Below are 23,270 nucleotides of genomic sequence, written 5' to 3'. Positions count from 1 at the left end.
AAATCACAAATAAGAATTAAGTTAAATACCCTTGAACTCTGCAAGGCGTTGTTGTTGTTCTTCGCTCAGGTCGAAGGCAAATTCTTCATGTTGTAGCTGATAGGTGCCAAAGCTCATCAGGAAGGCGACAGCCGGGTCTATCTTGTTGGCCGCCTTCTTCTTGTTCGGCTTGATGTTGGCGTTGGCATCGGTTTCCATCACCACGTTAGCCATTGCCCAGGTCAGCACCGGATCGCCGTTGTGCTCGATCACCTTGCGGTTAACGAACACCTCCGCCGATTTCGCCACCGGGCTGAATTTCACATAGGTTTGCGGGAACGGCTCCACATCGAGGCCAGCCCCTTGAAGCTGGGTGCGGATCTGCGTGGCGTTCCAGGTATCGAAGCCCACCAGCTCAATGTTGAAGCACTCAGCGTCGGCCAGCACATCATCACGGATGCGGTCATAGTCGATGCAATCCCCCGGCGTGGTGCGTAACCAGCCCTGTTTCACCCACTGGCGGTACAAAGTGCGGTTCTTATTGGCCGGGTTCTGCAATTGGGCTTCAGGGATATAGTGGCGCGTCAGCAGGCGCACGCGGCGTTCTAGCGGGAAGGTGTAGCAAACGCTGGTAATGTCACTGGTGGAAGAGAGATCCATACCGGCGTAACACGTCAGCCCTTCCAGGTCGGCTTCGGTATAGTCGGCGGCGCAGGCTTTCCAGGCTCCTTCCCCCATCCACGGTGTCGCACCCTGGCACCAGATATTGAAACGCTTGGTCAGCATTTCTACCCACTGCGAGGGAATGCCGCGGGCCTTCTGGATAGTATCGGCCAGTACGGCCACATCAACGGACACCGACAGGTTAGGATTGGCCTTCACCCACTGCGCCGGGTCGTCTACTTCGGTTTCGTCGTCCAGCTCGTAGATCAACGCGAACAGCGATTCATTCTCTTCTTCCCCGGCCAATATCTGGCAACAGTAGTCATAGTGTTGCTTGCAGGCCGATACGATGTTGCTGCCGGCTGTCGTGATGGCAAACAGAATGCCTTCGGGGCGTCCGCCCATTCCCAGCTCGAGAGCCGAATACACGCCGTTATCCGGGTGCAGGTGGTATTCATCGACCACCGCCAGGCTGGGGTTAGTCCCTTCAATGGTGGAGGCTCTGGCCGCCAGCGGCTTTAACAGGCTGTTGGATTTGGCGTAAATCAGCTTGTGCTGCTGGATAGCCACCCGCTTGCGCAGCGGTTTGGAGAGCAGACACATCTGCCGGGCATCATCAAACACGATACGGGCCTGATCCCGGCTCACGGCGGCGGTGTAAATGTCCTGCTGGCCGTGCTCCATCACCAGGAACCAGTTAGCCAGCATCGCAGCCACTGTCGATTTGGCGTTCTTGCGCGGTACCTGAATGTAGGCGCTGCGGTACTTGCGGCGACCGGTAGCCGCCAATTTGAAGCCCAGCAGGTTGGCAAAGGCGAACTGCTGCCACGGTTCAAGCTCTATAGGCTTGCCACGCAACGGGCCTTTGACGTGCGGACAGAGGCGAGAAAAAGCGACAAAACGCTCTACAGTGGCCGTATCGAACACGTAAAGGGGGTTGTTGAGGTCGGAAAAGTAGCGGTTTATGGCCTGTTTTAGCCGCTTACACGCCGGTATTTCACCGCTTTTTATCGCTTCTGCGTATTCATCCCAGGCGGTCAAGTTCGTCTTCCTCCTCAATATCTACTGGATTACGGCGGCGGGATACCGGATCAAAACCCAACAGGGAAGACATTTTGATCATGATTTTTTCGGCGTCCGATTTGGCCTTCAGCGCGGGGTTGGTGGTGGTGGCACCGCGTGAACCCTCAACCGAAAAACCACGGGCCGCAAGGTCTGCCACGGCACGGCGGTACATCGAGTAGTTGAGGCAATACAATTCCAGGTTGCGCCAATCGGCATCAATTAAATCGCCGCGCTCCATCATTTGCTTGGCTCTCGCTTTCCACTCTGCGGTGGCGATCTCGTCAAAATAAGCGGGAGGCTTGGGCGGTCTTGCCATAACGTTTCTGTTTCCTGTGCCTTACTGCTGTGAAAAAAAATGCCGCGCGTAAAAATTTGAGGGGGCGGGTGGTTCCAGCAGTGAGGGGCTTTGTCCTGAAAACGCCCCCCACCCGGTCAGAGCGGCCCGCTATCGGTTCCTGAATGCCTCGGCGAGCTCACGGTCACGCTGTGATAGGCGCTTGCCTGTGGCTTGTTCAGGCGTCTTGCCGTGGCGCTTCATAAACCCGTCACGGCTACGCTCCAAGCCTCTAACCAACTGATTAATCTCTTCTTCACGCATTGTTGTTGTACTCATGTATCCAGTCGTTGCGATGGCTGGCGGCTTCTTCCTGTTCGCGGAACTTACCGGCCTTGCGCTGCTGCTTGGTGATCGGGTCTTGTGTGGTGGTCTTGCGGCTGTGATGGCTGACGCATAACCCCTGATGATTGCTGGCGGGCCAGAACAGCACATCGCCTTCACCCTCGATCGGGATGATGTGATCAACTATCTTGGCCGGGGTATAACGCCCTTCCTTCTCGCACATTACGCAGAGCGGGTGAGCCTTGAGATAGAGCAGGCGATACTTACCCCAGCGGTTGGAGTAACCACGCTCGGTACGGGTACCACGGTTGGCAGTCAGTGTGGCGTTAGTCTGGCGCTTGTGCTCAGGGCAGCGGCCAGACTTTACGCGATTACGACAACCGGGATAGGTACAACGTTTCAATGGATGGACTGGCATCAGTACACCCCCGGATCACGGTACACACTCCACAGGTGCGAGATGGTCAGCGGGACTTCTTTGATAGTGAGAGCAGCAACCATCTCCCTATTTTCATAGAGCATACAGATATACATCAGGCACCCCACTTTAAGCGCCGGGTTAAACGCCAGATCATCACCGAAGCGCTTACCGATATGTTTCTGGCAGACCTCCAACGATGCGGCGATGTAATCGCGGAGAAGATCGTCCTCATCTTCATAATCATCATCAATGCGACAATGTGCCTTTACCTCTTTCAAGCTGATTAATTCAGTCATTTGCCCCACCGCCTTTTACCTCAACCGTTTGTTTCCATGCCTGGCTAAACTCTTCCCCACCTTCACGTGGCGACATTCCTTCACGTTCGCGGGCTTCGTTCGGACACATCACACCGGACTTGATCGCCGTCTCGTAGCTCTTGAAGCGATCCTGCGGATTGGCGCGCAACAGGTCGGTGGTGTCGAACTCCACCAGGTAACGGGAACCGGAAGACGGGGAAACCAACAGCAAGGCAGCTTTAAGTTGCTGTTCAAAGTTGGTTAACCAGGGGCGCATCGTCATGGCATGGAAAGCGCGGCTGGCTTCGCTGAAGTTGCTGTAGGTACTGTTGGAATACTCTTGCAGGAAGATCGGGCTGATATTGAAGATCCGGGCAACGTCTTCAATGGTGAAGCGGCGAGAGGCCAGCCATTCAGCATCCTGATTGCTCATGCCTAATTGCTGGTAATCCATACCCCCTTCAAGGATCGGCGTCTTACCGGCATTCTTGGCCCCTTTGTAACGTTCTAGCGCCTCCATCGCTTTTGCACCTTTGATGCTGTCGAACCATTCACCTGATTTGATGATACCTGCGGCCATCAGGCCATCGCGCATGATGCTGGCACCGTGGCGCTGTTGGGCCATACCCAGCCCCAGAGTTTCCCGGCAAATGCTGACCGGAGAACGGGACAGGAAGCCATCATCGGTGGAGTAGCGCAGGTGCAGGATTTCTTCCTGCAGGTAGGTACGCACGCGCCCGCTGAAGGGTTCGGTAATGGTGTAGGCATAGCGGTGCTCATCCAGGCGTTTCGGTACCACGGCACGCGGTGGGTAAGGGTGCAGGGATTGCGGCTGGCCGTCTTTGCCCCATTTGATCACCGCGTAGGCATTACCGTTCAGCAGGCAATGGCGCATCAGGGTGCGCTTGAACTGATAAGGGGTCTGGCAATCGTTCGGGCGCTCATTCAGCAACACATCAACGGGGTGATCGGCTAACCAGGTACGGGCCTCTACGCCATTAGTGCGGGTTACTCGGTACAAGTAGCAGGGCATGGAGGCCACCGCTTCACTGATCACCGCCACGGCGTTTAAGACGGCAGGCAGTGTTTCAGCATTGCCCGATGAGACATGTTCACCTGAACCGGTGTTAGGGATACCGGCCATAGCCAGAAACTCATCAATGGTCATGCTGCGGTTTTCGGTCTTGCGTTTCCATGGCCACATATCACAACCCCGCCAGATAAGCCCAATGGGAACGCAGATCCACCAGTTCCGGGTGCTGGGTCAGCAGTGAACGCTTGGCGATCTGAATATCGGTTTCACGGTAGGCCGGTAAGCTGGTCACGGTGATTTCGCGCAGCTCGGCGGCCAGCACGGTACGGACATACGGTTGTTGGGTGCTGTCCCACTGGTCTTTCAGCGCCCGGAACCCGAAGGACATGCCGGAAATGTCGCCCCGTTCAACCAGGATCAGCACATCGCGCCCCAGTTGGGTATCGGGCGGCGTCAGCTCAAAGCGCAAGCCGGTGGCGTCTTCACTCAATACCAGGGTGCCGGAGGTATTGCGGCCTAACAGCGCGGTATGGTCATGCTCGTACAGTGCGCGAACATCAGTACCGGCTGCCAGGCTGTCTTTAAAGGCATTAGGGGCAAATTGCTCTACAAACTCATCCCACAGCACTTCTGAACGGCTGTTCCACTTCACGGCATAGCCAACCAGCTTTTGATCGGCGGCGGTCAGTGTGGCGGTGCGGATTTCAAAATCGGTGTCTTTCATCGGTGGCTCCATAAGACAAAGGGGCCGTAGCCCCTTCTCGGATTACTTGGTCGCGTTGATTTCCAGTACCTTGATGGCGTTGGAGTCCACCAGCCCACCGCCCAGGTATTTATCGGTGTGTACCTTGTAGAAGCCCGGCTCGGTGATGTTGTCCGGGCGGGTGCGGGTGCCGGTTTCGTGATCCACGATGAAATAGCCGCGCTTGAAGTCACCGACAGCGATCACCGGCTTGCCTGCGGCAGCGTCCGGCATGTTCTCCAGGTAGTGAACCGGGTGGCCCAGCAACATATCGGGATCACCGGCTTGCAGACGATCGCGCCAGATGTAATCCCCGTTGCCGTTCTTCAGCTTTTGCAGCATGGCGGCAGTATTGGAGTTCATCACCCATACAGCATTACGGCGGTAACGGCGGCGCAGCTTGAAGACCAGATCGATCAGCTCGTCAGCGGTAGGGGTAGCACCAGCGGAAACCATCTTTTCCAGGGTACCGAATGGACGGGTGCGATCGCCTTTAGCCTCACGCGGATAGGACAGGAACCCTTTTGACTTCTTGGCCCCGTCACCGCTTACCAGGTCGGTTTCTTCGGTTTCGGCGAACGTGTCGCTAATCTCTTCAGTCAGCCAGCCCAGGATATCCACGTCGCTGAAGTCGAGAATTTCCTGGGTGGTTTTCGGGTAAGCGTAGATAGGATTCAGCTTGATGCTGATCTCTTCCAGCTTAGGCGTCGCGGTTTCGTCACGGGCTTCACCTTCAATGCCACGTCCTACCGCCGCGCCGCCTACGGACACGAGTTTTTTGTATTCGTTGGATTTGGTGGTCTTCACCGTGCAGATCTGACGCATCACGCTTTCATCGGCCAGCATGCGCATGATCTCGGTATCCAGCTCAGGGATAACGGAATAGCCGCCGCTTTCATTAACGGTGGTAGACAGCATCCGGGTTTCACCGGTCATGATGTAGTGGCGCAGTTCTTCATTGCTCAAAGTCTTGCCGTCTTTGGCTGGCTTGGCGTTGCCACCTTGGGCGCGTTCTTCATCGGCCAGGGATTCATAACGGACAATATCAGCCTGTAAGGTGTCGGCCTGGGTGCGGAGCTCGTCAAACTGTTTCGCTTCGTCTGGGTTAAGGCTGCGTTTCTCTTCTTCGGCCTTGGTCAGCAGGGAGCGCATTTGGGTGGCGAGTTCGGCTTTCTTCTGGCGGAGTTCAATCAATTTTTTCATGTACGGTTTCTCGTTGAAATAAATAACGTGACGTGAAACCAGCACTAAAGGAGGGGGCCGTTTACTCTTTTTCTGCATCTCGCAGGCTACTTCGCGCAGCTTGACTAAACGGCCAGTGGCGGCTCACGTCTGAGTGCCACTTATCAAGATATACATGGAAAATATAAAGAAAACCCCCATCAGAGACAGAGGTAAACACAGGTAAACATGAGTACAAAATATTTACAAAACTATTCTTACTTTGTGACTAAAAGAGTATTCTTAAACAGTGTTAATGGAAACTTACGAGAGGGATTATGACTGTATTTATCACGGTTTTTTCTGGGGTTTTAGTATACGTCATTGGGCAAATTATTATGAAATTAATAATAGAACCTGTTAATGATCTGAAAAGGGCGATTTCAAAAATAGTTTACGACCTAATATTTTACTCTAACAAATTGGCCAACCCCATGCCTCCTGGAAACGAAGAAATGGTTGAAGCATGTAAAGTAATGCGCCAACACTCATCAACGTTACACTCCGCAACTCACTTAATACCAGGGTATAAGCATATATATCGCATCTTTGGTTTGCCTAGCCCTGAGGGAATAAAAGAGGCAACACAAAAATTAATATATCTCTCCAACGGGTATAGCGGCGTACTAGATAACCAAGCCATACGTAATCTATATGCTATACAAGAGGTTCGGTTGAGCTTACGAGTTCCTATCCCTGAGGGGGAAATGTTAGACCCTGAAAACAAAAAAGCATTTATGGGAATAAAACCCAATTAATAATTTAAGCCCTGACGTTAATATCAGGGCTATTTCCTATTTTTCACTCATCCATCCAGGCGGTGAAGGCATCTTGTCCCGGTATTGCTGAAGATGCTCGATCATTGCATCCAACTGCTCACGATTGGTGGCAAAAATCTCCTCTGTAAATGTGCTGCGTACAAAATCATGATGGTCAATCCAGAAGAAAGCACCATCAGACAACGCCCGTCGATATTCGGTAGTGTGCATAGTATCAATGTCACCAAGATCGAACTGCTCTCTGTGTGCTTTGATATCACTTACTGTAATTGGCATGTATTTCTCTCCATAATGATAGAAAAAAGTTTTTTACCCTAAAAACTGTCCACACTGTCCACCGATAAAAATTAACCATGTAAATCATTAAGTTAAACGGTTGACACTTAAAACCAAACTGTCCACTACTCTCCACCAAACCCTCCACCAGTGGTGGACAGTGGACACTTAAACTCAAACTATCCACCAACTGTCCACCTCATTAACTACATGTATTAACTTATCTTTTTTCTATTTGGTGGACAGTTGATAGTTATTGGTCAAAAAAAACTATTCTTCCCCCATTGGCTCACCCCCTGTGGCCGCTGGTAGCCATTCGGCAGCAACATCGAGCAGCGTCACATTGCTTTGATAGTTCCCCTTGCTTGGGCCACGGGTTGCACGTTCCTTCTTGTACTCCTTGCTGTACTCCGCCATAGCGCCCGGCATATCCTTACCGAACCGGGTTAACGACACCGGCTTACCCAGGCCATGTGCTGACATGTAGGCCATATAGGCGTGGTATAGATAACGCCGTGGCGCAAAGGGGATAATCTCAGCATTGCCTATGAACATCCCTTCGCACTCCACCAGCGCCATCAGGTAGCCGCAAAAATCCACCAGCGAATCACCCTCACGCTTGATGGCTAATGCCTCCTCAGATTGCCGCTGTTCCAGTAGAAGCCCTTTGGCCTGCTGCTGATCGGCAAAGCGGGTTAACAGGTGCCGAATAATGACCGCCAGCTCTGCCTCAATCTTTTCAGGTAGGTGAATATCACGTTCCCCATCGGGCACCACATCAGCAAAGTTAAAGATCACCCTGCGCCGTGAAATACCCCCGCTGCGGTCGCTAAAAGTCATGGAGTTGTTATTCACCGCCAGCACTACAGCAGGGATCCGCATTGAGTAAGGCGCTTTGTATTTCGGGTCTACGGCTACCTTGTCGCCGCCTGTAATGGCTTTGATCCCTGCGCCGTCACCGGCATAACGGGCCATATCAGACAGCACTATCAGCGAGGCACCAACAATCAGCTCCCGCTCCTTGGGGTTCTCCAGTGAAGACATGCTGGCGGCCACCGTATTACCTTTACCGGCCAACATGGTGCAGACCTCGGCAAACACGCTTTTACCACTGCCGCCCGGCCCGGTCACTTCAAGGAATAGCTGCCAGTCATACCGGTTCGCCATCACCATATAGAGCGCAGCCAGTACCCGATCGGCCTTGCGGGTATTTCCCCCTGTGGAACGGCTTAACCATTTCCAGAAGTTTGGTGCATGGCTGGCCAGAGTTTCCCCTTCATGCGCCTGGCTGAATTCGACGCCGCTGGCGATCAGCAACCAATCCTCTCGGCGGTGTGGCCGGAACTCCCCTGCCTTGGTGTCAAATACCCCGTTGGTGAACCCGATAAGGTGCCGCTCTGTTGCCCCCATGCGGGGCAGGCTCAGTTTCATGGTATCCACGGCGGATTTGATGCCCGGCTGTGAGTAAGAGATTTCGGCCTCACGGTAGATCGCCGCCATTTCCCGCTGTAGCTCTTTATCGGCTATAGGCTTCCAGATCACGCCGTCATAATGATGAACGGTGTCAGAGTCGCCATTGATTGCCAGCGCCCCACTGTAGCGAGCCAGAAGCACATCACCACGCTGGCTGGCCCCCATCTGGTTAAGGGCCGGGGTTGCCGCTGGTTCTGGCGGTGCCGTATTGAACAAGCCATTAATCCGGTCAGAATCAGCCAGTACGGCCACCAGCTCTTTACGGTCGATAAACTCCAGCACTACCGCTTCGCGCTTCTCCCTGGCAGGCTCAGGGGAAAGGCTGGACGTAAAGCCATGCTGAACTAACCACTCAGGATTAATATTCCCGATCGCAAGCGCACTAAGCCTTTTTGCCAGATCGTTGAGTGGTGTTCCTGCTGTAGTACGCATAATGGCTTTTGTCGCTAACTCCCTCTCTACGATCGCCCCATGCACCCAGCGATAGACGCAGGAAAATAGCTCATTCGGCCATTGGCTGGTATTCACCTTCTGTGGCTTGCTCATAGCTGCGGCCTCACTGTCATGGTGAATTTGCCGATCAGTGGGTGGAACCAGTATTTACTGCCGTATTTGCGTTTGGCTCCCTTGATGATGATCAGCGCCGCTTCACGGAACTTCGCTTCATGCACGATGTGGCCGTGGCCCTGCTTCACAATCATTACGCCACAGTTACGCGCCAGTTCTTCCGCCTTGCTGGTGGAAAGGCCCATTTCAGCGGCCAGGGTGGTTAATGGGGCCATGCCTTCCGGCAGGGTGTCTTTGCGTTGGATTGCAGCTAAAGCCATCTCAAGCGCTTCCACACGCTTTACCAGTTCGTTGTATTTCAGTGGGCTGATCATTACTTTTTCTCCCGTAACCGGTAAGCGAGGTTTTCTTCTGCGTGCATGGCTCCTTGGGCCATTCTGGCTATGTTGTGCAGCATATCGCCTAGCTTGAACATGTCTGCTTTTGCCTGGTCAGCGTCATAGTTTTCGCTCTCAGCAGCCCAGAACATGAGGCTTCCGATTGCTGAAATACCCTCGACAATGCTGTCATGAATCCCTACTGCCACTTGCCTAAGCTCTTCAACATCTTCGAGGGGTGCGCTGCGGCCATCATTGATCAGCCAATAAGCATCTTTACGCATCTTTCACCTCCACAGCGCGGCGGGCCGTCTTCAAAACTATGTCCATTAACTCAAGCGCCAGATCTTCCTCTTTCTCACCTACGTGCAGATACAAAGCAGCACTGGCAAGCGCAGCTATTTTGTTCAGGGCGTCGATAGCATCTAAGTGACTTTGTTCACGCATGGTGTGCTCCTTCCCTCAGCGCCTGCTCTTCAATAAGCCATGTGGCTACATTGCCAATCAGACGCCTCAACAGGGCGGCAATATCAATGATCTCTCCATCTCCCATATGATCTGGGTAGCTCTCGATCAATCGGCAGATTATTTCAGCCTGCCGTGCGCGTTCCGCTGCCTGCTCCAGGGTTATTTCATGAGACATGGCGCACCTCCGTAGAGGTTTGGTAACGCTGGTGTATGAACTCGATACGGTTAGCGTCCAGATCAGCCCGGAACAGTTGCAACGGGCTTTCGGTGCGGATTTGTGCAGCAAAAATAAGAGTGAAATCAGCGCCCTCAAAATTGAGGCGAGCGCTTTCTTCTGTGTCAGCTTCAGTGCGTAACACGGTTGGCCTGCCACCATCGGAGTGGATAGCCAGGAACAGGAATGTAAATTTAGGGCGAGTTTGGGTAGACTTGATATCAGCCATAGCGTTAGTCCTTCTAACGTGGTGGTGAGACGCCTCGGTAGTGTTCCCGCACTCCGGGGCGTTGCCTTTTCATTCATGTGCATGTAATGTGTCATTACACATAAACACACTACATCGGGTGTACTTAACGTGTCAACACACAAAAATGAAAGACGTGGTAATCCACCATTCCAATTTCGGCTAGATCCTGAACTGCGCGATTTGATGGAAGAAGCACAGCGGCAAGATGGTGATGAATCCCTGGCAGCTTGGATAAAGCGCGTTATCCGCAAAGAGCTACAGCAGCGCAGTATTGAACCAAAGAGCTGACCAACCAAAGAAGAATAAAAGAGGTAACCCTCTGATTTCTTCGAAATCCCCCAATGGGGGAAACCGGAACTACTGCTTTGGGTAGATGTGTCCAGATTTGGACGTACCCAGATCAACTGCGCCAGCGGCGCGGTTAACGCCAAAACCTGTCTGATATCGAACTCAGCCACCGGCTGGGTTCCACCAGCGATGCGAACATAATCGCACCGGTTGACCTGATCGATCAGTGTGATAAGCTGACTTTGTTTTGTGTAGTGACATTGGCGGCCCGGCAAGGCCGCTTTTGTTTTATGTGCCATGCCCCACCTCACACCGTTTGAGTTTGACGAACTGATGCAAGGTAAGCGTCTAGATCTGACTTGTGGTAAATGACCTTCTTTTTCCCCACCTTGTAGAACGGGATCGACACTCGGCCAGAACTGGCCCAATTAGCCAGGGTTTGAGGGCTAACTCCTAATTCGGCGGCAGCTTCTTTGCGAGTAAGTTTAATTTCTGTTGGTTTAATAAATTGCATAAGTATCACCGTATATTGTTGGTTATCTTCGGTGATCATCCTATTTAATGCAGGATTATTAGGTAAGCTGGTGCAACCCGTTAGAAAATGGGTTAACTGGTTAATACCACGGCAGACAAGTTAGGCTAGGAATCATCGCGTTAGCCAGTGTGCTAACGCGTTTTAGGAGATCTTACTCATTGATAACCAATGTAAATTTTCTATTCTTTGGTTTCACTTTTGGATTCAGCCCTGATTCAGAAAGCCAACCTTTTATTGCGCCTGAAGAAGGGTTGTCATTCCATTTCTTTCTAAAGTAAAGGAAGATTTCGTCTACCAATCCTTCTTGGCTAGCGTTTGGATACTTTTCCCATGTATCTGCCGCTATTTTTACAGCCATGAATTTATGAGGACTTATATTTCCCTTTCCTGCTTTTCTTCTATCCTCACTTATTATCTCTTTCTTTTTCATGTTCTCAATTGGCTTGGTTAAAATTAAGTTAATAGTTGTCTTATTAATAATATCATCTAATTCCGATGAGATGTAATCACAACCTGCTGATTCAAGTATCATTTTAGCCTTCAGCATTACATTGATTTCTTCGTTAAACAAAGTCTTCATGTAATGATTGGCGGACTCCTTATTATTGATGCGCTTATCCAACTCTCTTAGCTCTGAGATTGAGTCAACTTGGTTAACACTTTTCTCTTTTGAAAACTTACGCTCTTCTTTTACTCTTTTGGCTGCATTAGAAAAAGAACTCATCAATGCAGGTATAATAATGTCCTCTCTACCTCCAAATAAATCATCAACATTATGCTCAGAAATAATATTTGAAATTGGCTTTACAAACATATAGCCGTATTTCTTTACGATTGAGTTAATTCCATCAGAGTCCTGATTGTGAATGTAAGAAATATATTCATTAGCCTCTTCCTCACTCATTTTAGAAACTAAATCATTAATAATGTCTATTTCTGTCATTTTGTTATCATTCATGATATATTCCTTTTTTCTTCTACTAATGAAAATAGTAATTTTCGCTTCTCTTCATCACTCATATTCGCCAATGCAGCCAATAAGTGAGCATTAATACCGTCAGCTTTTTCCACCAACCCTGCATGCTCCAGAATAGCCCGCTCTACCTTCTTAGCTGGTTCTTGTAACTCATCAGCACCAAAATGCAGATACCCTTGGGTAACGTCCGCACTGCGAACAGTACGGTGATTCATTAATCGCTTGAGGATATAGGAGCCAACCCCGGCCAATTCGGCCACGGTGCCATATGTGCGCCTGGCATCGTGACACTTGAACTCAATAGGCACCAATCCATCCGGGTTAGGCTCCGGCACTGTAGCGGCCACAATACGGGCTATGACCCGGCGAGGTTCTTTAACAATGCCTTTTCTGCCGTTAAATACGATGGTTTGTGTATCGTTTTTCAATCTCAGGCGGCGGCGGAATATCGCCAGCAAGGTATCAGTGATCGGCAACTCCAGTGGATCGCCGTTCTTGGTGGTATCGATCCAGAAATAGCGGCCACCAATATTTACCCTATCCCATTCCAGGCCAAACACCTCGGCGCGGCGCAAACCGGTAAATAGGGCCATGTCCAGGGCATCACATATCGATACTGAAACATCATCCCTTACAGCGGCGGATTCCTGCCTTACCTGTTCAACAGCTTTCAACCACCGGCCAAGGTCATTTGTCCTGATACGTTCAGTCTTCCTGGTGGTACCGTGCCACTGGCGTTTTGTGCTGAGTACCATGGTCGGTGGATCAGGTAATAGCACTTTGCCCTCTTCATCGCGGTAATGGTCATAGGCAAACCGGTAAACAGCCCGGAGGGCACGCGCCCACAAATCAGCTTGGGCTTTGCTTCCTGTCCCCACCCCGGCGCGGAGCTGTGACTTATCCTGACCAAACCAGACGGTACCTTCAGTTACCGCTTTGTGGCGTGCTTCTACGCGATCCCGACTGATGTTAGCCATCGGCTGATTCATCCAGTCGCCGGAGAAGTTACCCAGGACAGAACGGTATTGTTTTGCAGTGACAGGTTTCAACCGGTGAGCGCGGTTATCGATGTACGTTTGCAAGGCTTCTTTCAGGGTTACCAGGCTCATTGCGTTTATGCGGCGTACATCGTTGGGATTCTTGCCAGTTGTAGCAACATCCCCCAGCAGTTCCAGCGCTTTAGCCCTAGCACTATCCACTGAAAGATCGGGGAATCGTCCCAGCGTTGCCCTGATGAATTTCTTATTGCGGAATCTTGATATACAAAAGGCTTTAACACCGGTAGCGCCAACACGGACACGCAGGCCATTAACAACGGTGTCGGCGTATTCTACCTGTTTACCTGGTGGAGCCTTCGGCAAAGCTGTTATCTCAGCCTTGGTGAACCTGAATTTCTGTATGGCCATTCATACCCCCATGAACAAGCGATCTGCATATCCTGGAGGTCGCTTGTAAGCTCTAGGATATTTATAGGATATCTTAGAACGGTATTATGGGGTATTTCTGGGTATTTATACAGTGGTTTTGTTTTGTCTAATTATATGAAATATAACAATAAGTATTTTTAGGTAACTCCTTTACCTGACACTCATAATCGCTTGGTCGCTGGTTCAAACCCAGCAGGGGCCACCATACAAAACAAGGAGTTAGATGAGAAATCGTCTGACTCCTTTTTCTTTATTTTGATTTCGGGTCAGGTAAGGAAAACCCCTTCGGCTATGTAAAAACCAGATACAGCCTGGATTATCTTGCCGCCAGCATCCCTACTTACTCACAGCAGCCACACGCAGTAGAATTTATGTAACGGCTGGCGTGAGTAAATTTGGTCAACGCAGATCTACTTTCCTAACTTCACTTAATCTTTCAAAACCTCATCATCAAGCTGTTTCTCCGTCACGGCAAAGTGTTAAAAAAAGTCAGTCGCCACTCTCTTTTGTACGCTGTAATCCTGAGCTTCAATTCTATTATTTAGCTATTTCCGCTAGGAGTAGCGGAAATAGCAATGTTTTAAGGCACCAATTTTTTAAAATTACACCAACTTATTAAATTATTGTTAATCTGCTTGTGGCTTGGAATGGTAGGTTTCCCCCCTTTGGCTTGAGCTTGGTTATCGTTTTCTCCTCAGGTTTTAAATGAACGACTATCTTGCCGCAAGCATCCCTGGATAGGGTTTGGCGATAATGTCATTCATTTTGTCCATCAGTTCCGGCTTTCGGAATGTCAGATGTGCTGAACCCTTCATGAAGTCCATACAGACAGAGGCGGGTAGTACTGCTCGGCGGATTACGAGGCCTTACTGAAACGCCATAAACTCTGCGTGACAGTATGAGCGCCAGAGGCTGTTGTTACGACAGTGCATGCGTGGAAAGCTTCTTTCACTCGCTGAAAGTGGAATGTATCCACGGCGAGCACTTTGCCAGCCGGGAAATAATGCGAACGGCCGTGTTTAATTATATCGAGTGCGATGATAATCGGCTTCGTCGCCACAGTGCCTGTGGTGGCCTCAGCCCAGAACAGTTTGAAAACCAGAACCTCGCTTAGCCGTGTCTCCATTGTTCGTGGGTAAGATCAAAATACCGACCGGATTGGTGGCATGTCACGCAGTCATCGTTAGCAGTGTGGCAGCGGTTTTTGTGGGTAGCAACCCCCATTATTGGGGGGACTCTCATTTTCATGGCTTTATATTCTGTTATTTTATTATAAATTAGGATTATATTTTATAAAAATGCTTAAAAAACATATTATGTTGTGATGGATGTTTTTCTGGGTAAGAATTAGTCACATCACTAACGGGGAATGACCGCTGAGTTCACGACAACTTACGCCTAAGTCGTCAAGGTTATCTGTCTAGCCCCTTGGTTGAGTAGAGATGCGGTTAGGGAGGGCAAATTGATTACGCCATCTGCTGACCCACTCGGAAAGGGAAATATCTTTGATGATAAGGTTATATCCAGGATATTGGCGATTAATTAATAGCAGACACCTGAGTTAATTAAATTTCCACAGGTTTAATGTCATACGTGTTTTTTTAAAATACGTTCATCTATTTGCATGAAGGCATGTCCATAGCCGAATTACGGTGATGGAATGATTTCATTTAACTTAATATGAATATCAGTAAGGAATTTGTCATGCGTAAATCTATTTTCACCGTTGCTCCTGTTGTTGCTCTGTTGGCTGGCATGGGCATTGCCCAGGCGGCTTCCAACGCCCAGATCACTATTACTGCCAACGTGGTGGCGTCAACCTGCGATGTGTCGCTCTCTACGCCGAATCTGGATCTGGGTAACTATGCAGCGGCTGATTTCGCTGCGGCAGCCACGCCGGTAGCAGGCAGCGTAAAAGCCTTCACCGTGGGCTTAAGCAACTGTGAAACCCCAATGGCTGCTGGCGATACGGCTAACCTGATTGTCTCAGGCCAGACGCTTGCCGCTAACCCGAACATCTTTAACAGCACCGGCACCAACACCGGCATCATGTTAAGCCAGGTGGCAACCCCGACGGCCTATATCTCTGCGGGTGATCGATTGAACGTGGCGACAGCGGGTGTGGCACCTGCGGCAGGGGATTTCAACGGCAAAACCTTGAGCCTGCAGGCCGCCCTGGCTTCGACCTCCACCACGCCAGACCTGGGTATGGTCAGCGCCCCGATCCTGTTCAGCTTCTCGTATAACTGATGGGGCTCAGGTGGGCTGGCAGGCCCGCGTGTTGAGAGAAACTTAAACGTTAAGACGATTATTTTATTCAATTTTATATCAATATCAGTAAGGAATTTTTCATGCATAAATCTATTTTCACCGTTGCTCCTGTTGTTGCTCTGTTGGCTGGCATGGGCATTGCCCAGGCGGCTTCCAACGCCCAGATCACTATTACTGCCAACGTGGTGGCGTCAACCTGCGATGTGTCGCTCTCTACGCCGAATCTGGATCTGGGTAACTATGCAGCGGCTGACTTCGCTGCGGCAGCCACGCCGGTAGCAGGCAGCGTAAAAGCCTTCACCGTGGGCTTAAGCAACTGTGAAACCCCAATGGCTGCTGGCGATACGGCTAACCTGATTGTCTCAGGCCAGACGCTTGCCGCTAACCCGAACATCTTTAACAGCACCGGCACCAACACCGGCATCATGTTAAGCCAGGTGGCAACCCCGACGGCCTATATCTCTGCGGGTGATCGATTGAACGTGGCGACAGCGGGTGCGGCCCCCGCGGCAGGGGATTTCAACGGCAAAACCTTGAGCCTGCAGGCCGCCCTGGCCTCGACCTCCACCACGCCAGATCTGGGTATGGTCAGCGCCCCGATCCTGTTCAGTTTCTCGTATAACTGATGGGGTTTAGGCGGGCCAGCCGGCCCGCGTGTTGGATTTTGATTTAAACTCATGAATTGTCTTTACAGAGTCGATGGAGATATCGGTGTTTTGCTGTAAAAAACTATACCCAATGATTTTTTTGGTGTTTTATTTTTAGTTTTTAATTTGTATTTCTATTGTTCTCCATTGGTTTTTTGTGGTTTTTCGGTTCTTTTAATATTGATAACTTGGTTTTTTATTCTAAATAAATTGTTTTTTTATTTATTTAATTCTGATTTGCTGTTGTTTTTATTATCAAATTACTTTGGTAGCCGTATCTATACAATGGCTGAGGGATGCGAATGAATTTATGGTAATGCGAGATCACCATGTTTTTTATGGAATTAAGTGTCCTTTCGTTTACTTCCGCCACGCTTTGATGGCAAGACACCCGAGCATGGGTTAAGTCTCGGTGTGTTTTTGAAATCATGGCAATAGTAGTTATGTTTTAAATAATCACTTTCATCTGTTCGTATTAAGGAATATTCGAAGCCGAATTACGACAGTGGACGATTTTTTCAATTTTATATTAATGTAAGTAAGGAATGTGTAATGCGTAAGTCTGTTTTTATGGTTGCTCCAGTTGTTGCTCTGTTGGCTGGCATGGGCATTGCCCAGGCTGCGACCAACGCCCAAATCACCATTACTGCCAACGTTGTTGCGTCAACGTGTGATGTGTCGATCTCTACGGGTAACATGGATCTGGGCAACTTTGCGCTGGCTGACTTCACCGCGGTAGCCACCCCGGTTGCTGACAGCGTGAAAAAATTCACCGTGGGTTTGAACAACTGTGAGACCCCAATGGCTGAGGGTGACACCGCGAACCTGATTGTTTCTGGCCAGACGTTGGCTGCTAACCCGAACATCTTTAACACCACTGGCACCAACACTGGCGTCATGTTAAGTGAAGTGGCAACACCGACGGCCTATATTTCTGCCGGTGACAAATTGACCGTAGCAACGGCGGGCGCAACGCCAGCAGCAGGGGATTTCAACGGTAAAACCTTGAGCCTGCAAGCTGCCTTGGCATCGACCTCCACCACGCCAGATCTGGGTATGGTCAGCGCACCAATTCTGTTCAGTTTCTCCTACAACTGATTGGTTTATGGCGGGCCTTTGGCCCGTCTTTTCAGGAGTCGAAGTATGACGCGTTTCATTTCACTGTTTTCTCTGGTTGTCACCCTGCTTTGTACCCCTTTGTTGGGCAAGGCAGAAGGGTTTGGTATTAATGCGACTCGCCTGATTTACCCTGAAGGTGCCACCAGCATTAGCGTTGCAGTACGCAATACGTTGAGCCAGCAGCCTTATTTGGTGCAGGTGGCTATCAGCGGCAAGCAGGATATGCAGACATCGACCCCGTTCGTTGTGACACCACCGCTGTTCCGCCTCGAGCCTAATAGCGTTAACCAATTACGCGTTGCTTTCACCGGAACACCACTTCCTGGCGATCGAGAATCGGTTTTTTACTTCCATGCCACTGCAATACCTTCCAGTGCCAAAACCGATGCCAGCCAGTTAAGTAAAGATGTACAGGCCCAAGTGCGTTTTGGCGTGGGCAGCATTATCAAGTTGTTCTACCGACCGGCCAGCCTTAGCGGCTCATCGGCTCCCGCTCAGAAAGGGCTGGTATTTACGCGTGAGGCTGCAGGCGTGAAGGTGAGCAATCCATCCCCCTATTTTATCAATCTGGCCGGGCTTACGGTCGGGGGACAAAAACTGGCATTGGACACGCCTGCTGCACTGATGCTTGCACCGTTTGGCAGCCATACCTGGTCGGTTAAATCACCGTTAGCGAAAGGTAGCCAGGTGCAGTGGCGAACGATTAACGATACCGGAGGCATTGATGCGTTTAATGCAGTGTTACCGTAAGGCCGCCTCGGTTCTGGCGTTGACGTGGAGTGTTGTGTTGGCCGCACCAGCACAGGCTGAAACGATCAATTTCTCTGCGATGCTGACCAACGGTACTTGTGCGCTTAGCTTGGACAGAAGCATTCTGCCATTGGGGACTGTCTCCCCGTTACAGTTTACACCTGGTCGGCTTCTTGCCCCGAAACCTTTTACCCTGTTTATCCGGAATTGTACCGGCAGCGGTTTGTTTACCCCGCAGGTGAGCGTGTTCGGCAATGGTGTAACCCAAGACAATAAATGGTTGTTTCGTAATGCTGGCTCGGCGGCAGGGATAGGGATTATGGTGATACAGAGCGATACAGTGCCGGATTACAGCCAGAGCGAAATCAAAGATGGAACCATTATTCAAGTGGCTAACACCGGCCAAATACCGGCAGATCAGGAACTGACCTTCTATGCGGGGGCAAGTTGCGGGGGGACTACGGGGTGTGCCGAGATCGGTTCTGGTGAGGTGACGGCAACCCTGATGTTCGACTTTGCGTATCAGTGAGGTTGCAATGACACAGAGTTCGGTTGTATTGATTTGCGGTTTGCTGACCGTCAGCTCAGTGGCGCTGGCGCAAAATAATGGTGGCGGCGTCAGCCTTGAGCAAACCAGGGTGATCTTTTCTGCGGGCGATAAAGGCCAAACCGTTGCAGCCAAAAATACCGACAGCCGTAGCTATCTGTTGCAAGCTCAAGTGCAAAATAGTCTTGAGGATATAACCCCAGCACCGTTTATCGTTACGCCGCCGTTGTCTTTGCTCAAGGGTAATAGCCGCCAACTGCTGCGCATATTACCGCCGGATGCCAAGCTGCCCAACGACCGAGAGTCACTGTTTTATCTCTCTGTCGCCGTGGTCCCATCACAGAGTGAACCGATGGTCGGATCCGACCGATTATCCGTTGGGGTGCGCTTTTTGGTGAAGCTGTTTTATCGCCCGGAAGGGTTGTCGCCATCTGCCGATAGCGTGCCCTGCCAGCTGATTTTTAATCGTGTGGCACAGGGAGTTCGGGTTTCAAACCCCACACCCTACTTCCAAACCCTGGGGGAACTGACGTTTAACGGACGTAATGCTGTGCTAGAGCCAACACAGTCAATGGTAGCCCCGCAGGATAGCCACATTATTACCGTGAAAGGGTTAGGAGATCAGCTCAGTTGGAAGACCATAACCGACTATGGCGTGTTATCTCAATCGTGCCAACAGACACTTAGCGTTCCACAGGAGACGACCAGATGAAACGCCTGATTTACCCCCTGATTGCCCTGTGCCTGCTGCTCACCGGTATCGGTCAGACCTATGCCGAAAGCAATAGGTCTTCAGGGATTGCCTTTTATGTCTTGCGGGTTATTTACACTGAAAACGACAAACAGGGCGTGACGCTGACGGCGTATAACAAAAGCCCGGCTCCCTATCTTATGCAGGCGTGGCTACGCCCTGTTGATCCGACTAGCGGGGATGTGGATCTTGCCTGGCAAGGAACGCCAGAGATGCCGTTTATTGTCACTCCGCCACTGGCGCGTCTGGAAGCGAATGGTGAATTAACCCTGCGTATCCGCCGTGATGACACGCCATTGCCCACCGATCGCGAGTCGGTATTCTTTATCTCCATGAAGGCCTTGCCTACACAGCAAGACACAGGTGAGCAAGTAGTCATGACCGTGGTCAGTAACATGAAGCTGTTTTACCGCCCGCAAGGATTGGCCAAAAGAGCCGTGGCGGATGTGGCACCGAAACTGACCTTTAGCCGTCAGGGGAACCAACTAACCGCCAGCAACCCGACGCCTTACTGGCTCACCTTTTCCCGCCTTGCGGTAGGCGGCGTAGCCTTGGGCAAACCGGCTTTGCGCTTGATGGTGCCACCTTTTGGCAAGCAGGCTTACACACTCCCGCAGACAACAGCCGGCAAAGTCACCTGGCAGTTGATTGATGAAGATGGCTGGCATACCCCGGTTGCCGAGCAGAATTTATGAGTCTCTCCTTGCAATCCGTTCCAATAACGATCAAGGGAGAAGGAATGGCGAGTGTTTTCGAATGGATAAGAAAATGATGAATATTCACCGCATTGTAATGGTGCTTTCCCCAATATTTATGGGAAGTCTGTTAATTACTGGCGTTACACCGGCGTGGGGACGCGATTACTTTGACCCGGCGCTGCTGTCGCTGACAGGGAACCGTGCCACAGTGATGGATCTGAGTGCTTTTGAAACCTCAGGGCAAATCCCCCCAGGCACCTACCTAGTGACCCTGTTGGTGAACCTGGGCGATCGCGGGCAGCACAACATCGTTTTCGCTCAGGGTGAGAATGGCAAGGTCTATCCACAGCTAACCCCTGCTTTTTTGGCGGAGGTAGGGGTAAATACTGCTGCCCTGTCTGCTTTTTCCGGGTTGCCGACAGACCAGCCGGTTAGCGATCTGGCCGCGCTGATCCCTGAAGCACAAGTGAAGATGGATTTTCAGCAGCAGCGCCTTGAGCTCAGCATCCCCCAGGCTGCCATGAAGCCAGACGCTAACGGTGCGGTGGACCCTGCGCTGTGGGAGCAGGGGATAAGCGCTTTTTTACTTAATTATACTCTCAATGGTGGCCGCAGCCGCCAACAAGGGCAAGCGGGGCTCCCTGCCAGTGAACAAACCAATTTGTTCTTGCGGCTAAATAGCGGCTTGAACTGGCAGGCCTGGCGTTTGCGCAGCGATATGGTCTACACCCGTAATGAGAACAGCGGTGGATATGGTGACCAGCAGCGATATCATGATACCCGGTTCTCTAACACCTATCTGCAGCGTGATATCCAGGCTTGGCGTTCTGATATTTTGGCCGGGGAAAGCAATACCGGCAGTGACGTCTTTGACAGTATTCCGTTTCGCGGCGTAAAGCTGAGTTCCAGCGAGGATATGCTACCGATTAGCTTACGTGGGTTTGCGCCGGTCATCACCGGGATTGCGCAGAGTAATGCCCGGGTGACCATCAGCCAAAACGGCAATGTGGTGTACCAAACTTTTGTTGCACCAGGGCCGTTTCGCATTAACGACCTGTACCAGACAGGGCAAGGGGGGCAACTGACGGTGACCATTACCGAAGCCGATGGCAGCGTGCGCACGTCGACTCAGGCTTTCTCCTCTCTGCCGGTAATGCTGCGCCCAGGTGGTTTGAAGTATGAGATCACCACCGGGCGTTATAACGGTGGAGTGACCGTAGGGTCTAAAGAGGCCAATTTTGCGCTAGGAACTTTGATTTACGGTCTACCGCACGATATTACGTTATATGGGGGAGCGCTGATCGCGGAGCAATATAACTCTGCGGTAGCAGGGAGCGGGATTTCTCTGGGGGACTTCGGGGCGCTATCGGCAGATGTGACGTTTGCGTCTGCCAACGTCTACAACCAGACGCAGAACGGCCAGTCGTTCCGGGTGCGCTATGCCAAAAGCCTGCTCAGTACCGGTACCTCGATGGATCTCACCGCTTATCGCTACTCTACGCGTAATTATTACAGCTTTGCCAACTTCAACAATACGGGTTACCAGTTGAGTGAAGGGCAGGTGCCTTGGGCAATGGCACGACAGCGCTCGGATTTCCAGGTGCGTCTTAACCAGCAACTGGGTAATTTTGGCACCCTCTACCTGTCGGGGGCGCGTAGTGATTACTGGGACGAAGAAGAGGCGAATAACACGCTGTCAGTAGGTTATAACTCCAGCCTGCGTGGTGTGAGCTTCGGTTTGGCCTATAGTGTTGACCGAGTAAAATCCGGTGGTGACTGGCCGCAGAACCGCCAGCTTTCGTTCAATATGCAGGTGCCGTTCAGCCTGTTTAGCGCCAAGCCAGCGTTGAGTCATAGCTACGCCAGTTACCAGGTATCTCACAGCAGCGATGGTCTTGTGCAACAACGTGCAGGGGTAAGTGGGACGGCATCCGAAGATCGCTTGTCTTACAGCGTGATGCAGGGCTGGACCAACGGTAATAGTGAAAGCGGCGGGGGCGATACCAGTACCCTGAATCTGGGGTGGCAGGGGAGTCGTGGCATGCTTAACGCCGGTTACAGCTACAGCAGTAGCAATAGTGCGGTGAATATGGGCGCTAATGGTGGCCTGGTGGTGCACCCGCATGGGGTGACGTTTAGCCAGGCCTTGGGCAACTCGGTTGCTCTGGTCAGTGCGCCAGGCGCCGCTGGAGTGAAGGTGATGAGTGGCGGCGTTCGTACCGACAGCCGGGGATATGCGGTAGTCCCGTACCTGTCGCTGTACCAGAATAATACCATCAGTTTGGATCCCTCGACGTTACCCGATGAAGTCGATCTGACGCAGAGTAGCGCGAATGTGTATCCGACCAAAGGAGCCGTCGTGGCGGCGGAGTTTGCCACCCGTAGGGGTTATCAGGCGTTGATTACGTTGACGAATAATGGCAAGCCGGTGCCCTTTGGCACGATGGTATCGCTGGAGCAGGTAGGGAAGGAAAGCCTCAGCAGCATCGTCGGTGATGCGGGTAAGTTGTACCTGAGCGGGTTGCCGGAACAGGGGAAACTGCTGGCGGTATGGGGCAGAGGGGACGCGCAGCAATGCCATGCGCCATTTAATATGGAGGAGGCAGTGGTGGCGGTGAACAACCCGGTACGGATGTTGAACGTGCGTTGTGAGGACAAACAGTGATGAAACAGTTTTTGTTAACGGTAACCAAGTGCGCCCTGGTTGCAGTAATGTCAATGTTGGCGATTGTGGCTCCGACTCAGGCTGAGGTCATTACCATCGGTAAGGGGAAAGGGATAGTGTGGGAAGGATTACCGTTTAACAATAGATTATCTGGCGGGATGGTATCTGAGGTTTTACAGCTTCAATACGGGCTGTTAGCTGTCTCAAACAGTC

At 51.2% G+C, this 23,270-nt stretch carries 27 protein-coding genes and 2 pseudogenes; 11 read left to right on the top strand and 18 right to left on the bottom strand.

Annotation, left to right across the window (positions count from 1 at the left end):
• Positions 1 to 21: 21 nt before the first annotated feature.
• The 7 genes from BMI79_RS09630 to BMI79_RS09600 all read right to left on the bottom strand — a co-directional run bounded on the left by BMI79_RS09630 (position 22) and on the right by BMI79_RS09600 (position 6,021).
• Positions 22 to 1,683 (bottom strand): terminase large subunit, encoded by a 1,662-nt coding sequence (locus BMI79_RS09630; protein ID WP_076941917.1) that lies wholly within the window; start codon positions 1,681 to 1,683, stop codon positions 22 to 24.
• On the bottom strand, positions 1,667 to 2,023 hold the full coding sequence (locus BMI79_RS09625; protein ID WP_076941916.1) for a phage terminase small subunit P27 family: 357 nt from the start codon (positions 2,021 to 2,023) through the stop codon (positions 1,667 to 1,669). The genes BMI79_RS09630 and BMI79_RS09625 overlap by 17 nt, the downstream gene beginning before the upstream one ends.
• 274 nt (positions 2,024 to 2,297) lie before the next feature.
• Positions 2,298 to 2,744, bottom strand: a complete 447-nt coding sequence (locus BMI79_RS09620; protein WP_076941915.1) for an HNH endonuclease signature motif containing protein — start codon at positions 2,742 to 2,744, stop codon at positions 2,298 to 2,300.
• Entirely contained in the window at positions 2,744 to 3,043 is a 300-nt protein-coding gene (locus BMI79_RS09615) for a head-tail connector protein (RefSeq protein ID WP_076941914.1), read from the bottom strand. The genes BMI79_RS09620 and BMI79_RS09615 overlap by 1 nt, the downstream gene beginning before the upstream one ends.
• Positions 3,036 to 4,247, bottom strand: a complete 1,212-nt coding sequence (locus BMI79_RS09610; protein ID WP_095996116.1) for a phage portal protein — start codon at positions 4,245 to 4,247, stop codon at positions 3,036 to 3,038. The genes BMI79_RS09615 and BMI79_RS09610 overlap by 8 nt, the downstream gene beginning before the upstream one ends.
• A gap of 1 nt (position 4,248) precedes the next feature.
• On the bottom strand, positions 4,249 to 4,800 hold the full coding sequence (locus BMI79_RS09605; RefSeq protein WP_076941912.1) for an HK97 family phage prohead protease: 552 nt from the start codon (positions 4,798 to 4,800) through the stop codon (positions 4,249 to 4,251).
• 42 nt (positions 4,801 to 4,842) lie between these two features.
• Positions 4,843 to 6,021 (bottom strand): phage major capsid protein, encoded by a 1,179-nt coding sequence (locus tag BMI79_RS09600; RefSeq protein WP_076941911.1) that lies wholly within the window; start codon positions 6,019 to 6,021, stop codon positions 4,843 to 4,845.
• A gap of 296 nt (positions 6,022 to 6,317) precedes the next feature.
• On the opposite strand from BMI79_RS09600, the gene BMI79_RS09595 reads away from it, so the two are divergent.
• Positions 6,318 to 6,797 (top strand): hypothetical protein, encoded by a 480-nt coding sequence (locus BMI79_RS09595; protein ID WP_076941910.1) that lies wholly within the window; start codon positions 6,318 to 6,320, stop codon positions 6,795 to 6,797.
• A gap of 36 nt (positions 6,798 to 6,833) precedes the next feature.
• On the opposite strand, the gene BMI79_RS09590 is transcribed toward BMI79_RS09595, so the two are convergent.
• From BMI79_RS09590 to BMI79_RS24020, 7 genes are all read right to left on the bottom strand, one after another.
• Entirely contained in the window at positions 6,834 to 7,094 is a 261-nt protein-coding gene (locus BMI79_RS09590) for a hypothetical protein (protein ID WP_076941909.1), read from the bottom strand.
• A 270-nt stretch (positions 7,095 to 7,364) separates the two neighbouring features.
• Positions 7,365 to 9,113 carry a DNA primase family protein gene (locus BMI79_RS09585; protein WP_076941908.1) on the bottom strand — a complete coding sequence of 583 codons (1,749 nt, stop codon included), beginning with the start codon at positions 9,111 to 9,113 and terminating at the stop codon, positions 7,365 to 7,367.
• Complete coding sequence (locus tag BMI79_RS09580) at positions 9,110 to 9,448, bottom strand: hypothetical protein (protein ID WP_076941907.1); 339 nt, start codon at positions 9,446 to 9,448, stop codon at positions 9,110 to 9,112. The genes BMI79_RS09585 and BMI79_RS09580 overlap by 4 nt, the downstream gene beginning before the upstream one ends.
• Complete coding sequence (locus BMI79_RS09575; RefSeq protein ID WP_076941906.1) at positions 9,448 to 9,735, bottom strand: hypothetical protein; 288 nt, start codon at positions 9,733 to 9,735, stop codon at positions 9,448 to 9,450. The genes BMI79_RS09580 and BMI79_RS09575 overlap by 1 nt, the downstream gene beginning before the upstream one ends.
• The gene (locus BMI79_RS23790; protein WP_158069111.1) at positions 9,728 to 9,898 is read right to left on the bottom strand and encodes a hypothetical protein; all 171 of its coding nucleotides are present in this window, start codon (positions 9,896 to 9,898) and stop codon (positions 9,728 to 9,730) included. The genes BMI79_RS09575 and BMI79_RS23790 overlap by 8 nt, the downstream gene beginning before the upstream one ends.
• A complete protein-coding gene (locus tag BMI79_RS09570) occupies positions 9,891 to 10,094 on the bottom strand; it encodes a hypothetical protein (protein ID WP_076941905.1) in 204 nt (67 codons plus the stop codon). Before BMI79_RS09570 ends, BMI79_RS23790 begins: the two co-directional genes overlap by 8 nt.
• Complete coding sequence (locus BMI79_RS24020) at positions 10,084 to 10,362, bottom strand: host cell division inhibitor Icd-like protein (protein ID WP_076941904.1); 279 nt, start codon at positions 10,360 to 10,362, stop codon at positions 10,084 to 10,086. Before BMI79_RS24020 ends, BMI79_RS09570 begins: the two co-directional genes overlap by 11 nt.
• A gap of 129 nt (positions 10,363 to 10,491) precedes the next feature.
• Here BMI79_RS24020 and BMI79_RS24015 point away from each other — a divergent pair, with 129 nt between their 5' ends.
• Positions 10,492 to 10,671, top strand: coding sequence for a YlcI/YnfO family protein (locus BMI79_RS24015; RefSeq protein WP_076941903.1), 180 nt, complete (start codon positions 10,492 to 10,494; stop codon positions 10,669 to 10,671).
• Positions 10,672 to 10,978: 307 nt separating this feature from the next.
• On the opposite strand, the gene BMI79_RS09555 is transcribed toward BMI79_RS24015, so the two are convergent.
• The 4 genes and pseudogenes from BMI79_RS09555 to BMI79_RS09540 all read right to left on the bottom strand — a co-directional run.
• On the bottom strand, positions 10,979 to 11,185 hold the full coding sequence (locus BMI79_RS09555) for a helix-turn-helix domain-containing protein (RefSeq protein ID WP_076942067.1): 207 nt from the start codon (positions 11,183 to 11,185) through the stop codon (positions 10,979 to 10,981).
• Between the two features lie 172 nt (positions 11,186 to 11,357).
• On the bottom strand, positions 11,358 to 12,164 hold the full coding sequence (locus BMI79_RS09550) for a hypothetical protein (protein ID WP_076941902.1): 807 nt from the start codon (positions 12,162 to 12,164) through the stop codon (positions 11,358 to 11,360).
• Positions 12,161 to 13,582 (bottom strand): integrase family protein, encoded by a 1,422-nt coding sequence (locus BMI79_RS09545; RefSeq protein WP_095996117.1) that lies wholly within the window; start codon positions 13,580 to 13,582, stop codon positions 12,161 to 12,163. The genes BMI79_RS09550 and BMI79_RS09545 overlap by 4 nt, the downstream gene beginning before the upstream one ends.
• A gap of 740 nt (positions 13,583 to 14,322) precedes the next feature.
• Positions 14,323 to 14,427 (bottom strand): annotated as a pseudogene (locus tag BMI79_RS09540) (DUF4942 domain-containing protein); the annotation flags it as partial.
• Here BMI79_RS09540 and BMI79_RS09535 point away from each other — a divergent pair.
• From BMI79_RS09535 to BMI79_RS09495, 9 genes and pseudogenes are all read left to right on the top strand, one after another.
• Positions 14,428 to 14,723: pseudogene (locus BMI79_RS09535) on the top strand (IS3 family transposase); the annotation flags it as partial. It lies immediately after the preceding pseudogene.
• Positions 14,724 to 15,313: 590 nt separating this feature from the next.
• Entirely contained in the window at positions 15,314 to 15,859 is a 546-nt protein-coding gene (locus tag BMI79_RS09530) for a fimbrial protein (RefSeq protein ID WP_076941900.1), read from the top strand.
• A 101-nt stretch (positions 15,860 to 15,960) separates the two neighbouring features.
• On the top strand, positions 15,961 to 16,506 hold the full coding sequence (locus tag BMI79_RS09525; RefSeq protein WP_076941899.1) for a fimbrial protein: 546 nt from the start codon (positions 15,961 to 15,963) through the stop codon (positions 16,504 to 16,506).
• A 573-nt stretch (positions 16,507 to 17,079) separates the two neighbouring features.
• Positions 17,080 to 17,625, top strand: coding sequence for a fimbrial protein (locus BMI79_RS09520; RefSeq protein ID WP_076941898.1), 546 nt, complete (start codon positions 17,080 to 17,082; stop codon positions 17,623 to 17,625).
• Positions 17,626 to 17,670: 45 nt separating this feature from the next.
• Positions 17,671 to 18,396, top strand: a complete 726-nt coding sequence (locus BMI79_RS09515) for a fimbrial biogenesis chaperone (protein WP_076941897.1) — start codon at positions 17,671 to 17,673, stop codon at positions 18,394 to 18,396.
• Entirely contained in the window at positions 18,371 to 18,925 is a 555-nt protein-coding gene (locus tag BMI79_RS09510) for a fimbrial protein (protein ID WP_076941896.1), read from the top strand. Before BMI79_RS09515 ends, BMI79_RS09510 begins: the two co-directional genes overlap by 26 nt.
• Before the next feature lie 7 nt (positions 18,926 to 18,932).
• Positions 18,933 to 19,655: a fimbrial biogenesis chaperone gene (locus BMI79_RS09505; protein WP_076941895.1), complete on the top strand. Its 723-nt coding sequence runs from the start codon at positions 18,933 to 18,935 to the stop codon at positions 19,653 to 19,655.
• The gene (locus BMI79_RS09500; RefSeq protein ID WP_076941894.1) at positions 19,652 to 20,389 is read left to right on the top strand and encodes a fimbrial biogenesis chaperone; all 738 of its coding nucleotides are present in this window, start codon (positions 19,652 to 19,654) and stop codon (positions 20,387 to 20,389) included. The genes BMI79_RS09505 and BMI79_RS09500 overlap by 4 nt, the downstream gene beginning before the upstream one ends.
• Before the next feature lie 73 nt (positions 20,390 to 20,462).
• Positions 20,463 to 23,057, top strand: coding sequence for a fimbria/pilus outer membrane usher protein (locus tag BMI79_RS09495; protein ID WP_244157325.1), 2,595 nt, complete (start codon positions 20,463 to 20,465; stop codon positions 23,055 to 23,057).
• Positions 23,058 to 23,270: the final 213 nt, after the last annotated feature.

The sequence above is a fragment of the Serratia oryzae genome, from assembly GCF_001976145.1.
Taxonomy (GTDB): domain Bacteria; phylum Pseudomonadota; class Gammaproteobacteria; order Enterobacterales; family Enterobacteriaceae; genus Chania; species Chania oryzae.
Note: the sequence above shows the minus strand (reverse complement) of the source record. Positions and strands in the feature narration are given on the sequence as shown.